Consider the following 16271-nt stretch of genomic DNA (forward strand, 5'->3'; position numbering starts at 1 on the left):
CGGGGTGGGGTGGGGTGGGGGTCAGGGCGGGGTGAGGGTGTTGAAGAGGGCGCCCTGGGGGTCGCGGAGGGACGTGTAGCGGCCCGCCGGGATCGAGCGGGGTGGGACGAGGATCTCGCCGCCCAGCGCGGCGGCGCGCCCGGCCGCGGCGTCGACGTCGGCCGCGCCGAAATACACCGACCAGTACGCGGGCGTGTCCGCCGGGAAGTCGCCGAGCGGGGCGGTCATCCCGGCGACGATCTGGGTGCCGAGGCGCCAACCGGTGTGCCCGCCGGTCGGCTGGTCCTCCGGCTGCCAGCCGAAGACCAGCTCGTAGAAGACCTTCGCGCCCTCCGGGTCGGGGGTGACCAGCTCCGTCCAGCTCAGCGAGCCCGGCACCCCGAAGACCTCCCCACCCGGCATCGCCATCGGCTGCCACACACTGAAGGCCGCACCCGCCGGGTCGCTGAAGACCGCCATCCGCCCCCGGTCGAACACCGCGAAGGGCGGCACCACGACCTGCCCGCCGGCCCGTTCGACGCGACCCGCCACCAGGTCGGCGTCGTCGGTGGCGAAGTACACCGACCAGATCGGCACCTGGTCGGGGATCGCCGGCGGCCCGGCACCGGCCACCGCCTGCCCGCGCAGCAGAAAGACGGTGTAGCCGCCGGCCTCCGGCTCCGGAGCGATCCGGCCGGTCCAGCCGAACAGCTCCGGGTAGAAGCGCCGCGCGTCGGTGAGGTCCGGCGTGGCCAGGTCGGTCCAGCAGGGCGTACCCGGCGGGACGGTGCTCACGTGGGCCCCTCTCGGTCAGGGGCCGCCGGACGGGCGGGCCCTGCCCGCATGGTGGCACCGCCGGAGCCTGGTCCGGCGTGTGAACGGGGGAAACGTCAACTGAACCGGCGACCCTCGTCCCGCCGGTACGCCCAGCCGGCCACCGCGGCGAGCCCCACGACCCAGACTCCGAGCATGGTCATCGACAACGGGTTCAGCGGATAGTCGCCGACCGCCGCCCACATCAGCTCGACCGCCCCGCGGGTCGGCAGGAACGGCGCCACCGCCTCGATGAAGCCGGGCGCCGCGTCCGGTGCGGTGAGCAGGCCACCGCCGACGGCGAGCGGAAAGAAGACCACCTGCGCCACCACGATCGCCGCGCGGCTCGGCAGCGAGTAGCCGATGGTGAGCCCCAGCAGCGTGAACGGCACCGAGACCACGGCGACGGTGGCGGCCGCCAGCAGGAACGCCCCGGCGCTGACCCGCGCCTCGGTCAGCGTCGCCGCGATCAGCACCACCGGCGTCAGGGACAGGTAGGTGATCGCGAGCCCGGCCAGGATCCGGCCGACGAAGCGTGGTGCCGGCCCGGCCGGCAGGGTCCGGGTGTACGGGTCCCAGGGCTGGTCGCGGTCCTCCGCCACGCCCACCCCGTACTGGAAGACGTTGGCGCTGAGCACCGAGAAGGTGACCATCGAGGCGGTGGCGAAGGTCGCGCCGACCGGATCGTCCCCGGCGAACGGCACCACGAAGAAGAGCATCGCGGCGGCCGGGAAGAACGCGCTGCCGACCACCGCCACCGGGATCCGGAGCGTCTCCAGCAGCTGGTATCGGGCGTGGACCAGGGCGAGTTGCACGGCGTCCTCTCAGCTGCTCACGGTGCCGGCGGGCGCCGGACCGCTCGGGGTGGCGGGGGCCGCTCCGCCCTCGGGGGTGGTGATGGCGAGGAACGCCTCCTCCAGCGAGGTCGGCCGCACCTCCAGGTCGCGGAACGGGACCCCGGCCCGGACCAGCGCCCGGACCAGCTCGTCGGCGTCGGCGGTGAACAGGTGGGTACGCGCGTCGACCCGCTCGCTGCGGACGACGCCGGGCAGCGCGGGCAGCTCACCGTCGGCCACGAGGCTGACCCGGCGTACGCCGACGATGCCCCGCACCGCGTCGACCGTGTCGTCCGCGAGCACTCGACCCTGGCCGATCACCACCACCCGCTGGGCGAGTGCCTCGATCTCCTCCAGGTAGTGGCTGCTCAGCAGCACCGTGCCCCCGTCGGCGTGGAAGGCGCGGATGGCGTCCCACAGGGTGCGCCGGGCCGCCACGTCCAGGCCGGTGGTCGGTTCGTCCAGCAGGACCAGCCGGGGCCGGCCGACGAACGCCAGTGCCACGGCCAGCCGCCGCCGCTGCCCGCCGGAGAGCCCGCCGGTCTGCCGCCGCGCCAGCTCGCCCAGGCCGAACCGGTCGAGCAACTCGTCGCGCGGGATCGGGTCGGGGTAGTGCGCGGAGATGAAGTCGACCACCTCGCCCACCCGCAGCGTCCGGGGAACCCCGGTCTCCTGCGGCGTCACGCCGATCAGCCGGCGGCTGGCCGGGTCGCGCGGGTCGCCCCCGAACAGCTCCACCCGGCCGCCCGTCGGACGGCGGACCCCGACCAGCAGGTTGAGCAGCGTGCTCTTCCCGGCGCCGTTCGGGCCGAGCAACCCGACCAGCTCGCCGGCGCGCACCTCCAGGTCGACGCCGTCGAGGGCGAGCACGTCTCCGTAGCGGCGGGTCGCCTGGACGGCACGGGCGAGGATCACGGTGCTCCCATCGGGGTGGCGGCATCCGGGCGCCCCCAGGTCTACCACCCGGGCGCCACCGCCGGCACCCCGCAGCCGCGGAGCGGGACAGCCCGGGACGGGCACGCCCGGCCCGCCCTTGCCGAACGGGACGGCCGGGACGGGCGGCGCCGCAGGGCGGCCCGCGCCGAGCGGGACAACCGGGACGGCACCGGTCGCCTATCGTGAGCATCGCCGGCGGTTGATCCGGCACTCAGCAGACGGGGAGGTTTCGTTGGCGGGTCCGGCCAGGGAGTTGGATGTCCAGCCGGAGGCGCTGACCGCGTTCGCGGCGGCGTCGCGGGACCGCGCGGAGCGGTTCGGCGAGCTGCACCGCGCGTTCGGGGACGGGCACGTCCCGCGCCACGCCTTCGGCGTGCTGCCGGCGTCGTTCGGGCTCGCCGCCGCGTACGCGGAGCAGTTCGAGGCGTGCCTTCAGGGGTTGGCGGACGCCGCCGAGGTGATGGCGGACATCGCCGAGGGGCTGACCGACACCGCCGACGCCTACACCGGCACCGATGTCGCCAACACCGGCCTCTTCGTGCCGGGCCGCCCCGCGGCTCCGGACGTGGTGGCCCCGGGCCCGGGCTTCGGCGCCAACTGAGGGGGCGGGATGAGCACCGAGGCGCTGCACCGCAACAAGACGTACTTCGAGCAGATCGTGTCCGGCACGCCGGATCCGTTCAAGCCGCTGTCGAACGCGGTCCTCTGGCCGTTCGAGCAGTTGCTGGAACTGGTGGCCGGCGAGCCCGACGACCTGATGCGGGCGGCGCAGCTCTGCCTGACCACCGGGGAGGCGGTCCGGGAGATCGCCGGCGGGCAGGTCGCCGACCGGGCCCGGCTGCGGGGTGCCTGGAGCGGGGACGCCGCGGAGAGCTTCCACGCGTCGATGGAGTCCGTGGAGGAGGCCATCGAGGAGCTGGCCCGCGGTCTGGACGGCACCAAGGAGGTGCTGGTCGACGCGGCGAACGCGGCGGTGGACGCGTTCAACCTGCTCGTCGAGCTGATCCTGGAGTTCCTGCTCTGGTTCCTCACCGAGGTCATCATCGCGGCGGTCGCGGCGGCGCTCAGCGCCGGCGTGTCGCTGGCCGCGACGGTGGTCCGCGTGCTGGCCCGGCTCGCCACCACGGTCGGCCGGATGGTCAAGATCGTCGCCCGGTTCGCCGAGGTGCTGGCGAAGCTGGCCACGAAGCTGCAGCGGGTCGCGCAGCTGCTGACGAAGTACCGTCAGGCGGTGATGGAGCTGCGCCGGGCGAAGAAGGCGTACAAGATGTGGAACAAGTCGGGTTGGACGCCGGAGGGCCGGGCGTTCCAGATCGAGCGGTTCAAGACCCTCTTCCCCGGCAAGTTCGTCATCAACCAGGTCTCCCCGGTCAACATCCCCGGTCTGGGCGGGGCGCTGCTGGACACCGGCGTCGGCCTGCACGACGTCTCGGACGGCACGAAGGGCCGGAACTACCTGGTGGACGGCACGTACCGTGAGGACCTCGGCCCGTACACCAAGGGTGTGCAGAACGTCTTCGATTCCATCCTGAACTAGCGCAAGAGGAACGACATGACCTTTCCCGGCCTGGACCGGATCGAGGCGCTGGCCCGCAACCTGGACGGTTGGCAGCGGGAGCTGGCGGCTCGGCTGAGCGAGATCGAGGAGACCAGCGCGGTGGGGGTCAGCGACTCCGGGCTGGTGCGGGTCACCGCTGCCGCCGACGGGAAGATCCTGTCGTCCGAACTGGACGCCCGGGCGATGCGGCTCGATTCGTACACCCTCGCCGATGAGTTCACCGCCGCGGCCCGTCGCGCCCAGGAGGCTGCGGCGGCCCAGGTCCGCGACCTGGTGGGCGAGGTCATCGGTGACCGGGCGGGCGGTCCGGCCGGGGCCGCCGACGACGCGGGGCGCTGAGCGGTGGACCACCATCGGGAGCGGTACGCGGAGGGCCTGGCCCGGCTGCTCGACCCGGGCGAGCAGGTACGGGCGCTCGCGCCGGCCCGCGGCGGGATGGGGCAGGGCCCCGCGGATCCGCAGCCGCCGCAGCCCACGGCCGGCCGCGGCGGGCCCGGCTTCCTCGGCGTCGTGCTCAACGTGCTGAGTCCGATCATCACCTTCGGCGGCCTGGACGACGCCGTCACCCGGCTCTTCCTCGGCCTCGGCGGTCAGGGCGAGGCCGGCTCGGCGGCGTCCCTGCTGCACCACGCACTGACCGCCGGCAAGGTCACCGACCTGCGCGAGAGCGTCCTGGCGGTGACCGACCGGCGGCTGCTGCTCGCCACCACCGGCCGGATGACGCTCACCTCCAGCCAGGCGGAGGACGACCGGGCCCGGTCCAATCTCGAGATCCGGTTCGCGCTGCCCCGGGCGGCCGTGGCGCGGGCACGCGTCGGGTGGTACAGGCTCAACCCGCGCCGGTTGCGGATCGACTTCACCGACGGGTCCTGGCTGGCCTTCACCGTGCCGCTCGGAGAGTCCGCCCGGCCGCTGCGGGAGGTCGCCTCAGCCCTGTCCGGCTGAGCCGCCGGTCAGCGGAGCGGGCAGCGGCGCGTGGTGCAGCACCGCGAGCCGGGAGACCGCACGGGTGAGCACCACGTACAGGCGGTGCAGGCCGCGCGGCTCGGCCGCCACGATGTCCGCCGGCTCGACCACGACGACGTGGTCGTACTCCAGGCCCTTGACCAGAGTCGCGGGCACCACGGTGACCCGCGCCGCGGCGGCCGGGTCGTCGGCGGTCGCGGTCTCGACGCCGGCCACGGCGAGGGCGGACCGCAACCGGTCGACCGTGTCGTCCGCCGCGATCACGGCCACCGAACCCTCGTGCGCCAGCGCCGCCCGCACCTCGGCCACCGCTGCCGCCACCGGATCCTCGACGGTACGCACGTCGAGCGCGCCGTCGCGGCGCAGCGACTCGGCCGGCGGCACGTCCACCGCGAGCGACGGAAGCAGCCGGTTGGCGAACGCGACCACCGCGGCGGGCACCCGGAAGCCGACCGTCAGGGGCACCACCGCCGCGTCCGGCTTGCCGAGGTGGCGCAGCGTCTCGCGCCAGTCGCGGGCCGCCCACGGCGCGGTGCCCTGGGCGAGGTCGCCGAGCAGGGTGATCGAGCCGTGCTCGCTGCGCCGGGCGATGGCCCGGCACTGCATCGGGGAGAGGTCCTGCGCCTCGTCCACCACCACGTGCCCGTAGCCGGCCGGCCGCTCGATCAGGCCGGCGGCCTCGTCGAGGAGCACCGCCTCGGCGGCGGTCCAGCGGGTCGCCTTCGGCGTCCGGCCCCGCTTGGTGCCGGCGCCCGGGGTGGTGAGCAGGGCCTGCTCCTCGGGGGTGAGCACGCCGTCCGCCGCACCGGCCAGTCGTTGCGGATCGGCGAGCAGCGCGTGGACCAGAGCCTCCGGGGTGAGCGCCGGCCACACCGCGTCCAGGAAGGTGGTCACCGGCTTCGACCTCGCCATCCGGCGCAGCCAGGCGTCGCTCGGCGACTCGGCCCGGCGGGCCTCCGTCTGCCGTTGCAGCAGGCCGACCACCCGCGCCCGGACCCGTTCCCGGCCGACGCCGTACGGCAGCCCCTCCCGGCGGGTCTCCTCGACCACCCGGTGCAGCGGGTCCAGCCCGATCCGCCACCGGAACGACCCGTCGGAGACCATGATCGGCTCGACCGGCTCCCCGATGTGCGCGTCGACCGCCCGCCGCAGCACGTCGGCCATCCGGATGTCGTGCTTGACCGCCGCGACGGCGGGTTCGTCGACCGCGCGCACCGGCACCCGGGCGACCAGGTCCTCCACGGTGGCCTGCTCGACCTCCACCTCGCCGAGCGCCGGCAGGACCGCCGCGATGTATGACAGGAAGGCCCGGTTCGGCCCGACGATCAGCACGCCGGCCCGGCGCAGCCGTTCCCGGTGCAGGTAGAGCAGGTAGGCGGCCCGGTGCAGGCCGACCGCCGTCTTCCCGGTGCCCGGCGCCCCCTGTACGCAGATCGAGTCGGCCAGGTCGGCCCGGACCAGTTCGTCCTGCTCCGGCTGGATGGTGGCCACGATGTCGCGCATCGGTCCGACGCGGGGGCGCTCGATCTCGGCGGTGAGGATCCGGCTGGCCGTCCCCAGCTCCTCGCCCCGGTCCAGGTGCTCGTCCTCGAAGCTGGTCAGCACGCCGTTGTTGAAGCCGAAGCGCCGGCGTACCGCCACGCCCTGCGGGTCGCGGGCGCTGGCCCGGTAGAAGGACCGGGACACCGGGGCCCGCCAGTCCAGCACCAGCGGCTCGCCCAGGTCGTCGGTGACGTGCCGGCGGCCGACGTGGTAGCGCCGCCCGGTGTGGTCCGGGTCCCCGTCGCCGAAGTCGAGCCGGCCGAAGAAGAGCGGCGTGGTGGGGTCGTCGGCGAGTTCGGCGACCCGGCGGGCGAGATGCCGGCCGAGCTGCTCGGCGGTGTACGCGTCGCCGGCGACCGTGTCGCCGGCGGCGAAGAGCGCCTCGGCACGCTCGCGCATCCGCCGCAGGGCGGCCCGGGAGACGTCGAGATGTTGGCGTTCCGCGGCGAGGTCGTCGTCCAGACTGAGGTCGGTTGCGGTCACGCTGATTTCCCCTTGAGGTCATCGGCTGATCGCTCGCGTGTCCGGGCGCGGATGGCCGGCGCCCGGCGCGGGGACGTCCGGTGCGGTGCGAAGCTCACCTCGGCCGTCAAGCGGCCTGCCAGCTTACGCCGACGTCGCGTACCCCTCCACCGATTTCCGGCTCCGACGCCGTGCCGGCGATGCCGATCGTCGGGGTGATTGGCCCGGCCGGCCCGGGCGGCGGGATCATGTCGGTATGACCGAGCCGCACACCGAGGCGCGCCGGACGATCAGCGACCCGCAGGTGATGCGGGCGCTGGCCCACCCGGCCCGGATCGCGATCCTGGAGCACCTGAGCACCAACGAGGGCGGTGCGACGGCAACCGACTGCGCCGAGATCGTCGGGTTGTCGCCGAGCGCGACGAGCTACCACCTGCGGGCGCTCGCGAAGTTCGGCCTGGTCGAGGTGGCGCCCAGCCGGGGTGACGCGCGGGAGCGGGTCTGGCGAGCCGTGGGCCGGGGCTTGATGGTCGACCCCGGTCAGGATGCCGGTCCGGAGGCCCGGGCCGCCGAGCAGGCCCTCGTCGAGGCGTACGCGGTCCGCGAACTGGAGCGGACCCGGGACTGGTTGCGGCGGGCCGGCGACGAGCCGACCGAGTGGTACGAGGCGGCGCTGTTCAGCGACAGCACCCTGGTGTTGACGGCCGAGGAGCTGGCGGAGCTGAACCGGTCGGTGGCGGATCTGCTCGACCCGTACCGGAAACGGAACCGGCCGGAGCCACCGGCCGGGGCCCGCGCGGTCGCGATCCACTACAAGGTCGTGCCGTTGGCATAGGGCCGGGGCTTGCACGACCAGTTGTGAAGGACTATTTTCGAAACATGTCCTTCACAACTGGTCCGTCGCGCTGGCGTGACGTCTGGCTGGCCACCACGGCCCGCGGCACCACCATCTGCGGGGAGTTCCTCGCCACCACGGCGCTGGCCCTGGCCCTCCAGGCCCGGGGCGCGGACGGGCTGGCCGTCTCGGGGCTGCTCCTCGCGGCGACGCTGCCACTCGTGGTGCTGGCGCCGCTCACCGGCCGGCTGGCCGACCGGGTCGACAGCCGGGTGCTGCTGGTCGCCGTCGGTGCCGCCCAGTCCCTGATCTGCGTGGTGCTCGCGCACACCGAGCACCCGATGGCGGTCGTCGCGCTGGTGGGCGTGCTCGCCTGCGGGCTCGCGGTGACCCAACCCTGCCTGGCCGCCCTCCTCCCGGCCATGGTCCGCCGGGAGGACCTGCCCCGGGCCAGCGCCATCCAGCAGACCGCCGTCTCCGTCGGCGCCCTCGGCGGGCCGGTGCTCGCCGGTCTCCTGGTGGGCCAGTTCGGCACCCGCGTACCGCTGCTGCTGAACGCGGTGTGCTACCTCGCCCTGGTGGCGGCGGGCCTGCTGCTGCGCACCCGCCGGGGTGGCCGGCGCGCGGTCGCGGCACCCGGCGCGGCCGCCCCGGCGCCGGAGTGGCGGCTGCGGCGGGACCCGTTGCTGCTGGTGATGGTGCTGACGACGGCGGCGGTCATCACCGCGATCGGCGGCATGAGCGTGGTCGAGGTGTTCTTCATCCGGGAGACCCTGGGCAGCTCGGCCACCATGTACGGCCTGGTCAGCGCCGCCTGGATGGCCGGCCTGCTGCCGGGCAGCTGGCTGGCGGCGCGGCTGGCCAAGCGGCTCAACGACGACCCCGCGCTGGTCCGTGGGGTCCTGCTGACCCTCGGCGGATGCGCGTTGGTGGTGGCGCTGGCCGCCGTCGTCCCGGCGGCGGCGCTGCTCATCCCGCTCTGGGTGGCCGGTGGCGCCGCCAACGGCGCCGACAACGTCTTCGCCAACGTGCTCACCGCGCGGCGGGTGCCCGAGTCGTCGCGCGCCCGGGCGTACGCGGTCAACGGAGCGGTCCTGCAGGGCGGCTCCATGGCGGGCTACCTGATCGGCGGTGTCCTGCTGGCGGTGGCACCGCCCCGCTCGGTGATGGCCGGTCTCGGAGTGGCGGGCCTGCTCGTCGTCGTGGCGTTCGTGCCGGTCGTCGCCCGCGCCGCCCGGCCGGACCGGGCCGGCGCGAACGCCACGCCCCGCGCCGACCTCGACCCCCCGCACGCGGCTGCGGTGTTGGCCACTCCCGCCCGACCCGGCGAGCCGGCCCAGGTCACGGGGGATACGGTCGGGGCATGGTCGAGCACGTCGCGCGCCCCCGGGTCGGGCACATCCAGTTCCTGAACTGCCTCCCGATCTACTGGGGCCTGATGCGCTCCGGTGCCCTGATCGACGTCGACCTGCACAAGGACTCACCGGACCGGTTGAGCGCCGCCCTGGTCGCCGGTGACCTGGACATCGGCCCGATCACGCTGGTCGAGTACCTGAAGAACGCCGACGACCTGCTGCTGCTGCCCGACCTGGCGGTGGGCAGCGACGGCCCGGTGCTCTCGGTCAACGTCGTCTCCACCCGGCCGCTGGCCGACCTGGACCAGCGCCGGGTGGCGCTCGGCTCGACCTCGCGGACCGGCGTCCTGCTGGCCCAGCTGCTGCTCGCCGACCGGTACGGGGTGCACCCCGAGTACTTCCGCTGCCCGCCGGACCTCACCCAGATGCTGCTGGAGGCGGACGCCGGGGTCCTGATCGGCGACGTGGCGTTGCGTGCCCTCTACGAGGCGCCGCAGCGCGGCCTCACGGTGACCGACCTCGGGCAGGCCTGGCGCGAGTGGAGCGGCCTGCCGATGGTCTTCGCGGTCTGGGCGGTACGCCGGGACTTCGCCGCCGCCCACCCGGGCCTGGCGAAGGAGGTGCACGAGGCGTTCCTGCGCTCGCGGGACCTGTGCCTCGCCGAGCTGGACCAGGTGGCCGAGGCGGCCGCCCGCTGGGAGTCCTTCGACGCGGAGACGCTGGCGACGTACTTCCGTACGCTCGACTTCAGCCTCGGTGACCGGCAGGTGGCCGGGCTGCGCGAGTTCGCCCGCCGCGCCGCCGCAGCCGGCGCCGTCCCCGAGCTGCCGGACGGTCCCGCCTTCTTCGAGGGCTGACCGGCCCCGCTCTAGGGGCGGGTGAGCAGGGCTGCCGTGATCTTCTGGCAGCCCTGCATGCCGTACTCGTAGCCCTTGGCGATCGGGTAGCGGAGCATCACGCCCATCGTCCAGGTGTCGCCGATCGCCAGGCAGTTGACGTGGTTCTCCTGCTCCCGGGTCCGGTCCACCCAACCGTTCTTGATCGCGATGGTCTTGCGCTCGGCCGCCGGGAACGCCTTGCGGATGCCGAAGTCACCCGCGCCGCGGACCAGCCGCATCTCGTTGAGCAGCCACTCCGTCCACTTCGGGCCGGCGGCCCGGCCCTCCGCGATGCACTGGCCGAGGCGGGCGGTGTCCCGCGGGGACAGGTTGGTGCGGCTCCAGCCGCGGTCGGCCGCGACGCTGCTGTCGGTCAGCTTGCAGACGGACAGCAGCCGCTTGATCGACGCCGAACCGCCGAGGCTGTTGTAGAACTGCTGGGTCCGGGTGTTGTCGCTGTCCCGGATGATCTTGGTGGCGTCGGCCAGCTTCGCGTCGCTCGGGGTCTTGCCCGCCTCCGCCGTACGGCGCAGGTAGTCGGCGACGATCCAGGACTTGATCAGCGAGGCGGTGGTGCTGGTCTCGGCCATGTTCTCCGAGCCGATGATCTCGCCGGTGCGGCGGTCCAGCACGCTCCACGCGTACCAGCCGTCGAGGTCCAGGTCGGTCAGGTCGTTCGCCGCGAAGGGCAGCGGCTCGAGCGACGGGCTGGGCGACGGCGACGGGCGGACGCTGCGGTCGGTGGGTGCACTGGTGGACCGGCCCGCCGGCGCGGCCGAGCCACCCCAGCGGGCCGCGGCCTCGGACTCGAACGGCGAGCCGGGCAGCAGGCGCAGCGAGACGAGCACGAGCCCGATCAGGATCGACGCGATGGCGACCGACCGGATCGCGGCGGTGGCGCCGCGCCGGGTGCGGCGCTCGCGGGCCATCAGAGCTTCCCGGCCGGCTGCTGCGGCACCTTGAGGGCGGCGCCGGGCTGCGGGGTGACGAGTTGGGCGGCGACGCTCGCGCAGACCTGCGCGCCGTAGTCGAGGCCGCTCCGCTGCGGGTACCGGAGCATCACCGCGAGACTCCACTTGTCGGTGACCGCCAGGCAGTTGACGTGCCAGTTGCCGTCGTAGTTCAGCGGGGTCCAGCCGTTCTTCATGGCGACCGGACCCTGGCTGGTGATCGACTCCGGCAGGCCGTCGATGATCCCCCAGCGGCCACCGCCGGAGCGCTGCTTCTGGTCCTTGGCGGCGGTCGTGCCGCGAACCTTGCTCATCTCGTCCAACAGGTAGTCGGTCCACTTCGGGCCGGCGGCCTCGCCGTCGGCGATGCAGTCACCGAGCCGGACCGCGTCCCGGGGCGACATCTCGGTGAAGCTCCACCAGCCGATGTAGCCCGGAACGGTGCCGGGCTTGGTTTCGGTCAGGCCGCACGTGTTGACCATCCGCTTGATGGTGGCCGACCGGCCGACCGCCCCGTACAGCGCGTTCGCCGCGTCGTCGTTGCTGTCCCGGATGGCGGTGGTGATGTTCTTCTTCATCGCCGCCGAGGGTGCCTTGTCCCCGAGTTGCCGCAGGTAGTCCGCGGCGAACCAGGCCTTGATCATCGACTCGGTCGAGCTGGTCGCGGTCATGTTCTTCGCACCGGAGATCGTGCCGGTCGCGCGGTCCATCAGCGCCCAGGAGAAGAAGTCGCCCTTGAAGGTCACGGACACCGGTGCGGCGGCCAGGGTCGGCGGCGGGGGCGGGGCGGGGGCGGGCGCCGCGACGCTCTCGGCACCGCCGCCGCCCCCACCGTCGCCGTTGGCGAGCCGGGCGTACGCGGCGGGGACGAGCAGGGCGCTACCGAGGAGGACCGCCGCGACGGCGAGCACCAGGGTCACGCGGGATCGCATGAGTGGGTGAGCTCCAGATGTCAGGGCCGGGGGGACCGGCTTGCGTTGTCCGGACGATCGGCGGCCGTCGCGGCCGGGGGGTGGCCTCAGCTGCATCAACGATCGTCGGCAGCCGATCGGTGTGACGGAGGAAGTCTACGTGCGGATCGGCGGTGCGCCGAGATCGCGCGAGCGGCAACTTGCCGTGAACGGCGGCATATCTGGACCCTTCGCGCCTTCTGGGGGGATTCATTGACGCGAAGTGATTCAGGTCATATGCCGTCCGGTCACTCAGCGTGTTTGGCCGGCCCCGGTTTCCGGCTAATCCTGTTACACCCACTGGAGTTCCACGCGCAAAGCTGTAACACTTGGGGAATGTATGGCAATGACTTCCCCGCCGACGACGCGTCCGGCGGCCTCCTCGGCGAGGTCGAGGCGGCCGAGGCGGCGCTGCGGGAGGCCGCCGAGCGCGGGCGGCGAGGCGCTGCCGCCGGTGCGGACCTGGGGGCCTACTTCACCGAGGTCATCGACGCCGACCAGAAGGTCGAGCCGCGGGACTGGATGCCGGAGGCGTACCGGAAGACGCTGATCCGGCAGATCGCGCAGCACGCCCACTCCGAGATCATCGGGATGCAGCCGGAGGGCAACTGGATCACCCGCGCGCCCTCCCTCAAGCGCAAGGCGATCCTGCTCGCCAAGGTGCAGGACGAGGCCGGGCACGGGCTCTACCTCTACGCCGCCGCCGAGACCCTGGGCGTCAGCCGGGACGAACTGGTCGACCTGCTGCTCAGCGGCCGGCAGAAGTACAGCTCGATCTTCAACTACCCGACCCTCACCTGGGCCGACGTGGGCGCGATCGGGTGGCTGGTCGACGGCGCGGCGATCGTCAACCAGGTGCCCCTGTGCCGCTGCTCCTACGGGCCGTACGCGCGGGCGATGATCCGGATCTGCAAGGAGGAGTCGTTCCACCAGCGGCAGGGCTACGAGATCCTCTACACCCTCGCCCACGGCACCCCCGACCAGAAGGCGATGGCCCAGGACGCGGTGGACCGGTGGTGGTACCCGTCGCTGGCCATGTTCGGCCCACCGGACTCCGACTCCACCCACTCCGCCCAGTCCATGGCCTGGAAGATCAAGCGCTTCTCCAACGACGAGCTGCGCCAGCGCTTCGTGGACATGTGCGTCCAGCAGGCCGAGGTGCTCGGGCTCACGCTCCCCGACCCGGAGCTGCGCTGGAACGACGAGCGCGGCGCGTACGACTACACCCAGCCCGACTACGACGAGCTGATGCGGGTGATCAAGGGCGACGGCCCGTGCAACCGGCAGCGGATGGAGCACCGCCGGCGGGCGCACCGCGAGGGCGCCTGGGTCCGCGAAGCCGCCGCGGCGTACGCGGCCAAGCGAGCAGAGCAGAAGGAGAAGGTCGCGGCATGACCGAGCAGTCCCCCCTCTGGGAGGTCTTCGTCCGTGCCCGGCGCGGGCTGTCCCACACCCACGTGGGCAGCCTCCACGCGCCCGACGCCGAGCTGGCCCTGCGCAACGCGCGGGACCTGTACACCCGGCGGCAGGAGGGCGTGTCGATCTGGGTGGTGCCGGCGAGCGCCATCACCGCCTCCAGCCCGGACGAGAAGGACGCCTTCTTCGACCCGGCGGCCGACAAGGTCTACCGCCACCCCACCTTCTACGCGGTGCCGGACGGGGTGGCGCACCTGTGAGCGAGCGCAGCGAGCGAACCGGCCGGCTCCGCACCGGGGCGCGTCGCGCCGCCGCCGAGCGGAGTGAGGTGGCGGCGTGAACGGCCCGTTCGGCTTCACCCTCCGGCTCGGCGACGACGCGCTGATCGCGGCGCAGCGGCTCGCCGAGTGGTCCGCCCGCGCGCCGGAGATGGAGGAGGACATCGCGCTGTCCAACATTGCCCTCGACCAGCTCGGCGCCGCGCGCCTGCTGCTGACGTACGCGGGCGAGTTGGAGGGCGCCGGCCGGGACGAGGACGCGCTCGCGTACCTGCGGGACGACCGGGAGTTCCGCAACTGCCTCCTGGTGGAGCTGCCCAACGGCGACTTCGCGGTGACGATGGCGAAGCTGTTCTTCCTGTCGGCGTACCAGCTGCCGCTCTACACCGCCCTGTCCGGGTGCGCCGACGAGCGGCTGGCCGCGATCGGCGCCAAGGCGCGCAAGGAGTCGGCCTACCACCTCGACCACGCCTCGCTCTGGGTGAAGCGGCTCGGCGACGGGACCGACGAGTCCCACCGGCGGATGCAGGCCGCCGTCGACGAGGTCTGGCCGTACACCCACGAGCTGTTCGGCCCGGACCCGGCCGCGCCGGTCGACCCGGCCACCCTGCGGGCCGGCTTCGACGCGACCGTGACCGCCGTGCTCGACGAGGCGACGCTGACGCTCCCGCCGGCCTCCTGGGCGCCGGCCGGTGGCCGGGAGGGCGTGCACACCGAGCACCTGTCGTACCTGCTCGCCGAGATGCAGGTGCTGCACCGCGCCCATCCGGGGGCCCGCTGGTGACCACGCCCAGGGACGCCGTCGCGTCGGTGGTGGATCCGGAGATCCGGGTGATCACCATCGACGAGCTGGGCATCCTGCGGTCGGTCGACGAGGATCCGGCCACCGGCCGGGTGACCGTCACCATCACCCCGACCTACACCGGCTGTCCGGCGATGGACGTCATCCGCGCCGACATCCGGCGGGCGCTGGCCGCCGCCGGGCACCCCGACGCCGAGGTCCGAACGGTCTGGTCACCGGCGTGGAGCACGGACTGGATCTCCGAGTCCGGGCGGGCCAAGCTCGCCGCCGCCGGCATCGCCCCGCCCGGCCCGGCCCGCCACGACGGTGCGGTGCCGCTGACCCTGGCCGTCCGCTGCCCGCGCTGCGGCTCGCCGGAGACCGAACAGGTCAGCCGGTTCGGCTCCACCGCGTGCAAGGCGCTCTGGCGCTGCCGTTCCTGCTCCGAACCCTTCGACCACCTGAAGGCACTGTGACTGTCACCATCACCCGGCCGGTCCGCCGCCGGCCGGTCTTCCACCCGCTCCCCGTCGCCGCCGTCGACCGGCTCACCGCCGACGCGGTGGCGGTCACCTTCGCCGTACCCGAGGAGCTGCGCGAGGCCTTCGCGTTCTCCGCCGGCCAGCACCTGACCGTGCGCCGGGTGACGGACGACGGGGCGGAGGTGCGGCGCTCGTACTCGATCTGCTCCACCCCGGAGGACCTGGCCCGGCACGGCCGGCTGCGGATCGGGGTCCGGGAGATCCCGGGCGGCGCCTTCTCCGCGTACGCCTGCGGGGCGCTGCGCGGCGGCGACACGATCGAGGTGCTGCCGCCGCTCGGCCACTTCACCACGGCGTTCGCCCCCGAGCGGGTGCGCCGGTACGGCGCGGTGGTCGCCGGCTCCGGCATCACCCCGGTGCTCTCGCTGGTCGCGACGGCCCTGGCCGTCGAGCCGGCCAGCACCTTCACCCTGGTGTACGGCAACCGCACGGCGAGCACGGTGATGTTCGCCGAGGAGCTGGCGGACCTGAAGGACCGGTACCCGACCCGGCTGCACCTGGTGCACGTCCTGTCCCGGGAGCAGGGCGAGTCGCCACTGCTGTCCGGCCGGATCGACGCCGAGCGCCTGGGCCGGCTGCTGGACACGATCGTGCCCGGGGACACGATCGAGGAGTGGTTCCTCTGCGGCCCGTACGGGATGGTGGTCGACGCCCGGGAGGTGCTGACCGCCCGGGGCGTTCCGCAGCCGGCGGTGCACACCGAGCTGTTCCACGTCGACGCCCCGCCGGAGCCGGTGCGCCGTCCCGACGAGTCGTCCGGTGGCACGGAAGTGACGATCGTGCTGGACGGCCGCTCGTCGAGCTTCAGCATGCGGCGCGACGAGCGGGTGCTGGACGCGGCGCTGAAGGTCCGCGGCGAGCTGCCGTACGCCTGCAAGGGCGGGGTCTGCTCGACCTGCCGGGCGAAGGTCGTGGACGGCGAGGTCACGATGGCCCGCAACTACGCGCTGGAGCCGGACGAACTCGCCGCGGGGTACGTGCTGACCTGCCAGTCCAGCCCCACCACCGACCGCCTGACCGTCGACTACGACGCGTGACGGGAGAACGTCTTGTGCCACGGTGCCGTGGAGCAGATCGCCATCCGTGAGTTGAACCAGCACGCGAGCAAGGTGCCGGCAGGAGCTGAGCCGTCTGGGGTGCGCGTCACCCCGGGCGGAGTGGCGCGCCGGCTCCGGCAGGGGCGACGTAGGCTCG

The 16271-nt window shown here is 73.6% G+C and carries 18 protein-coding genes; 12 read left to right on the forward strand and 6 right to left on the reverse strand.

The features are described from left to right. Positions 1–21: 21 nt before the first annotated feature. The 3 genes from EV376_RS06770 to EV376_RS06780 all read right to left on the reverse strand — a co-directional run bounded on the left by EV376_RS06770 (position 22) and on the right by EV376_RS06780 (position 2543). Positions 22–774, reverse strand: a complete 753-nt coding sequence (locus tag EV376_RS06770; RefSeq protein ID WP_130321270.1) for a VOC family protein — start codon at positions 772–774, stop codon at positions 22–24. A gap of 95 nt (positions 775–869) precedes the next feature. Then, entirely contained in the window at positions 870–1607 is a 738-nt protein-coding gene (locus tag EV376_RS06775) for an ABC transporter permease (protein WP_130321271.1), read from the reverse strand. A 9-nt stretch (positions 1608–1616) separates the two neighbouring features. Next, the gene (locus EV376_RS06780) at positions 1617–2543 is read right to left on the reverse strand and encodes an ABC transporter ATP-binding protein (protein ID WP_130321272.1); all 927 of its coding nucleotides are present in this window, start codon (positions 2541–2543) and stop codon (positions 1617–1619) included. 253 nt (positions 2544–2796) lie between these two features. On the opposite strand from EV376_RS06780, the gene EV376_RS06785 reads away from it, so the two are divergent. From EV376_RS06785 to EV376_RS06800, 4 genes are read left to right on the forward strand one after another with little or no spacing between them, the layout of a single operon-like run. Next, positions 2797–3165: a type VII secretion target gene (locus tag EV376_RS06785; protein ID WP_130321273.1), complete on the forward strand. Its 369-nt coding sequence runs from the start codon at positions 2797–2799 to the stop codon at positions 3163–3165. Positions 3166–3174: 9 nt separating this feature from the next. After that, complete coding sequence (locus EV376_RS06790; RefSeq protein ID WP_130321274.1) at positions 3175–4101, forward strand: WXG100 family type VII secretion target; 927 nt, start codon at positions 3175–3177, stop codon at positions 4099–4101. A gap of 15 nt (positions 4102–4116) precedes the next feature. Next, on the forward strand, positions 4117–4461 hold the full coding sequence (locus EV376_RS06795) for a YbaB/EbfC family nucleoid-associated protein (RefSeq protein ID WP_130321275.1): 345 nt from the start codon (positions 4117–4119) through the stop codon (positions 4459–4461). Between the two features lie 3 nt (positions 4462–4464). Further along, complete coding sequence (locus EV376_RS06800) at positions 4465–5067, forward strand: hypothetical protein (RefSeq protein ID WP_130321276.1); 603 nt, start codon at positions 4465–4467, stop codon at positions 5065–5067. Here the strand turns inward: EV376_RS06800 and EV376_RS06805 are convergent. Continuing rightward, positions 5050–7113, reverse strand: a complete 2064-nt coding sequence (locus EV376_RS06805) for a helicase domain-containing protein (RefSeq protein ID WP_130321277.1) — start codon at positions 7111–7113, stop codon at positions 5050–5052. The two genes, EV376_RS06800 and EV376_RS06805, sit on opposite strands and share 18 nt — an antisense overlap. Before the next feature lie 235 nt (positions 7114–7348). On the opposite strand from EV376_RS06805, the gene EV376_RS06810 reads away from it, so the two are divergent. From EV376_RS06810 to EV376_RS06820, 3 genes are read left to right on the forward strand one after another with little or no spacing between them, the layout of a single operon-like run. Continuing rightward, the gene (locus EV376_RS06810; protein WP_130321278.1) at positions 7349–7927 is read left to right on the forward strand and encodes a helix-turn-helix domain-containing protein; all 579 of its coding nucleotides are present in this window, start codon (positions 7349–7351) and stop codon (positions 7925–7927) included. Positions 7928–7971: 44 nt separating this feature from the next. Next, on the forward strand, positions 7972–9339 hold the full coding sequence (locus EV376_RS06815) for an MFS transporter (protein WP_130321279.1): 1368 nt from the start codon (positions 7972–7974) through the stop codon (positions 9337–9339). Further along, a complete protein-coding gene (locus tag EV376_RS06820; RefSeq protein WP_130321280.1) occupies positions 9291–10139 on the forward strand; it encodes a menaquinone biosynthesis protein in 849 nt (282 codons plus the stop codon). The genes EV376_RS06815 and EV376_RS06820 overlap by 49 nt, the downstream gene beginning before the upstream one ends. Before the next feature lie 11 nt (positions 10140–10150). On the opposite strand, the gene EV376_RS06825 is transcribed toward EV376_RS06820, so the two are convergent. Beyond that, positions 10151–11089, reverse strand: coding sequence for a serine hydrolase family protein (locus tag EV376_RS06825; protein WP_130321281.1), 939 nt, complete (start codon positions 11087–11089; stop codon positions 10151–10153). Then, positions 11089–12042 (reverse strand): hypothetical protein, encoded by a 954-nt coding sequence (locus tag EV376_RS06830; protein WP_130321282.1) that lies wholly within the window; start codon positions 12040–12042, stop codon positions 11089–11091. Before EV376_RS06830 ends, EV376_RS06825 begins: the two co-directional genes overlap by 1 nt. Positions 12043–12396: 354 nt before the next feature. On the opposite strand from EV376_RS06830, the gene paaA reads away from it, so the two are divergent. From paaA to paaE, 5 genes are all read left to right on the forward strand, one after another. Beyond that, the gene (gene paaA, locus EV376_RS06835; protein ID WP_130321283.1) at positions 12397–13455 is read left to right on the forward strand and encodes a 1,2-phenylacetyl-CoA epoxidase subunit PaaA; all 1059 of its coding nucleotides are present in this window, start codon (positions 12397–12399) and stop codon (positions 13453–13455) included. After that, positions 13452–13736 carry a 1,2-phenylacetyl-CoA epoxidase subunit PaaB gene (paaB, locus tag EV376_RS06840; RefSeq protein ID WP_130321284.1) on the forward strand — a complete coding sequence of 95 codons (285 nt, stop codon included), beginning with the start codon at positions 13452–13454 and terminating at the stop codon, positions 13734–13736. Before paaA ends, paaB begins: the two co-directional genes overlap by 4 nt. A gap of 76 nt (positions 13737–13812) precedes the next feature. Beyond that, complete coding sequence (gene paaC / locus EV376_RS06845) at positions 13813–14538, forward strand: 1,2-phenylacetyl-CoA epoxidase subunit PaaC (protein WP_130321285.1); 726 nt, start codon at positions 13813–13815, stop codon at positions 14536–14538. Then, complete coding sequence (paaD, locus tag EV376_RS06850; RefSeq protein WP_130321286.1) at positions 14535–15011, forward strand: 1,2-phenylacetyl-CoA epoxidase subunit PaaD; 477 nt, start codon at positions 14535–14537, stop codon at positions 15009–15011. The genes paaC and paaD overlap by 4 nt, the downstream gene beginning before the upstream one ends. Beyond that, complete coding sequence (gene paaE / locus EV376_RS06855; protein WP_130321287.1) at positions 15008–16114, forward strand: 1,2-phenylacetyl-CoA epoxidase subunit PaaE; 1107 nt, start codon at positions 15008–15010, stop codon at positions 16112–16114. The genes paaD and paaE overlap by 4 nt, the downstream gene beginning before the upstream one ends. Positions 16115–16271 lie beyond the last annotated feature (157 nt).

The sequence above is a fragment of the Micromonospora sp. CNZ295 genome (genome assembly GCF_004217535.1).

Bases quoted from the DNA above. Each gene is read 5' to 3' on its own strand.
- paaB (WP_130321284.1), top strand. From the start codon at position 13,452: ATGACCGAGCAGTCCCCCCTCTGGGAGGTCTTCGTCCGTGCCCGGCGC.
- EV376_RS06830 (WP_130321282.1), bottom strand. From the start codon at position 12,042: ATGCGATCCCGCGTGACCCTGGTGCTCGCCGTCGCGGCGGTCCTCCTC.
- EV376_RS06825 (WP_130321281.1), bottom strand. From the start codon at position 11,089: ATGGCCCGCGAGCGCCGCACCCGGCGCGGCGCCACCGCCGCGATCCGG.
- paaA (WP_130321283.1), top strand. From the start codon at position 12,397: ATGTATGGCAATGACTTCCCCGCCGACGACGCGTCCGGCGGCCTCCTC.
- EV376_RS06810 (WP_130321278.1), top strand. From the start codon at position 7,349: ATGACCGAGCCGCACACCGAGGCGCGCCGGACGATCAGCGACCCGCAG.
- EV376_RS06820 (WP_130321280.1), top strand. From the start codon at position 9,291: ATGGTCGAGCACGTCGCGCGCCCCCGGGTCGGGCACATCCAGTTCCTG.
- EV376_RS06815 (WP_130321279.1), top strand. From the start codon at position 7,972: ATGTCCTTCACAACTGGTCCGTCGCGCTGGCGTGACGTCTGGCTGGCC.
- EV376_RS06790 (WP_130321274.1), top strand. From the start codon at position 3,175: ATGAGCACCGAGGCGCTGCACCGCAACAAGACGTACTTCGAGCAGATC.
- EV376_RS06795 (WP_130321275.1), top strand. From the start codon at position 4,117: ATGACCTTTCCCGGCCTGGACCGGATCGAGGCGCTGGCCCGCAACCTG.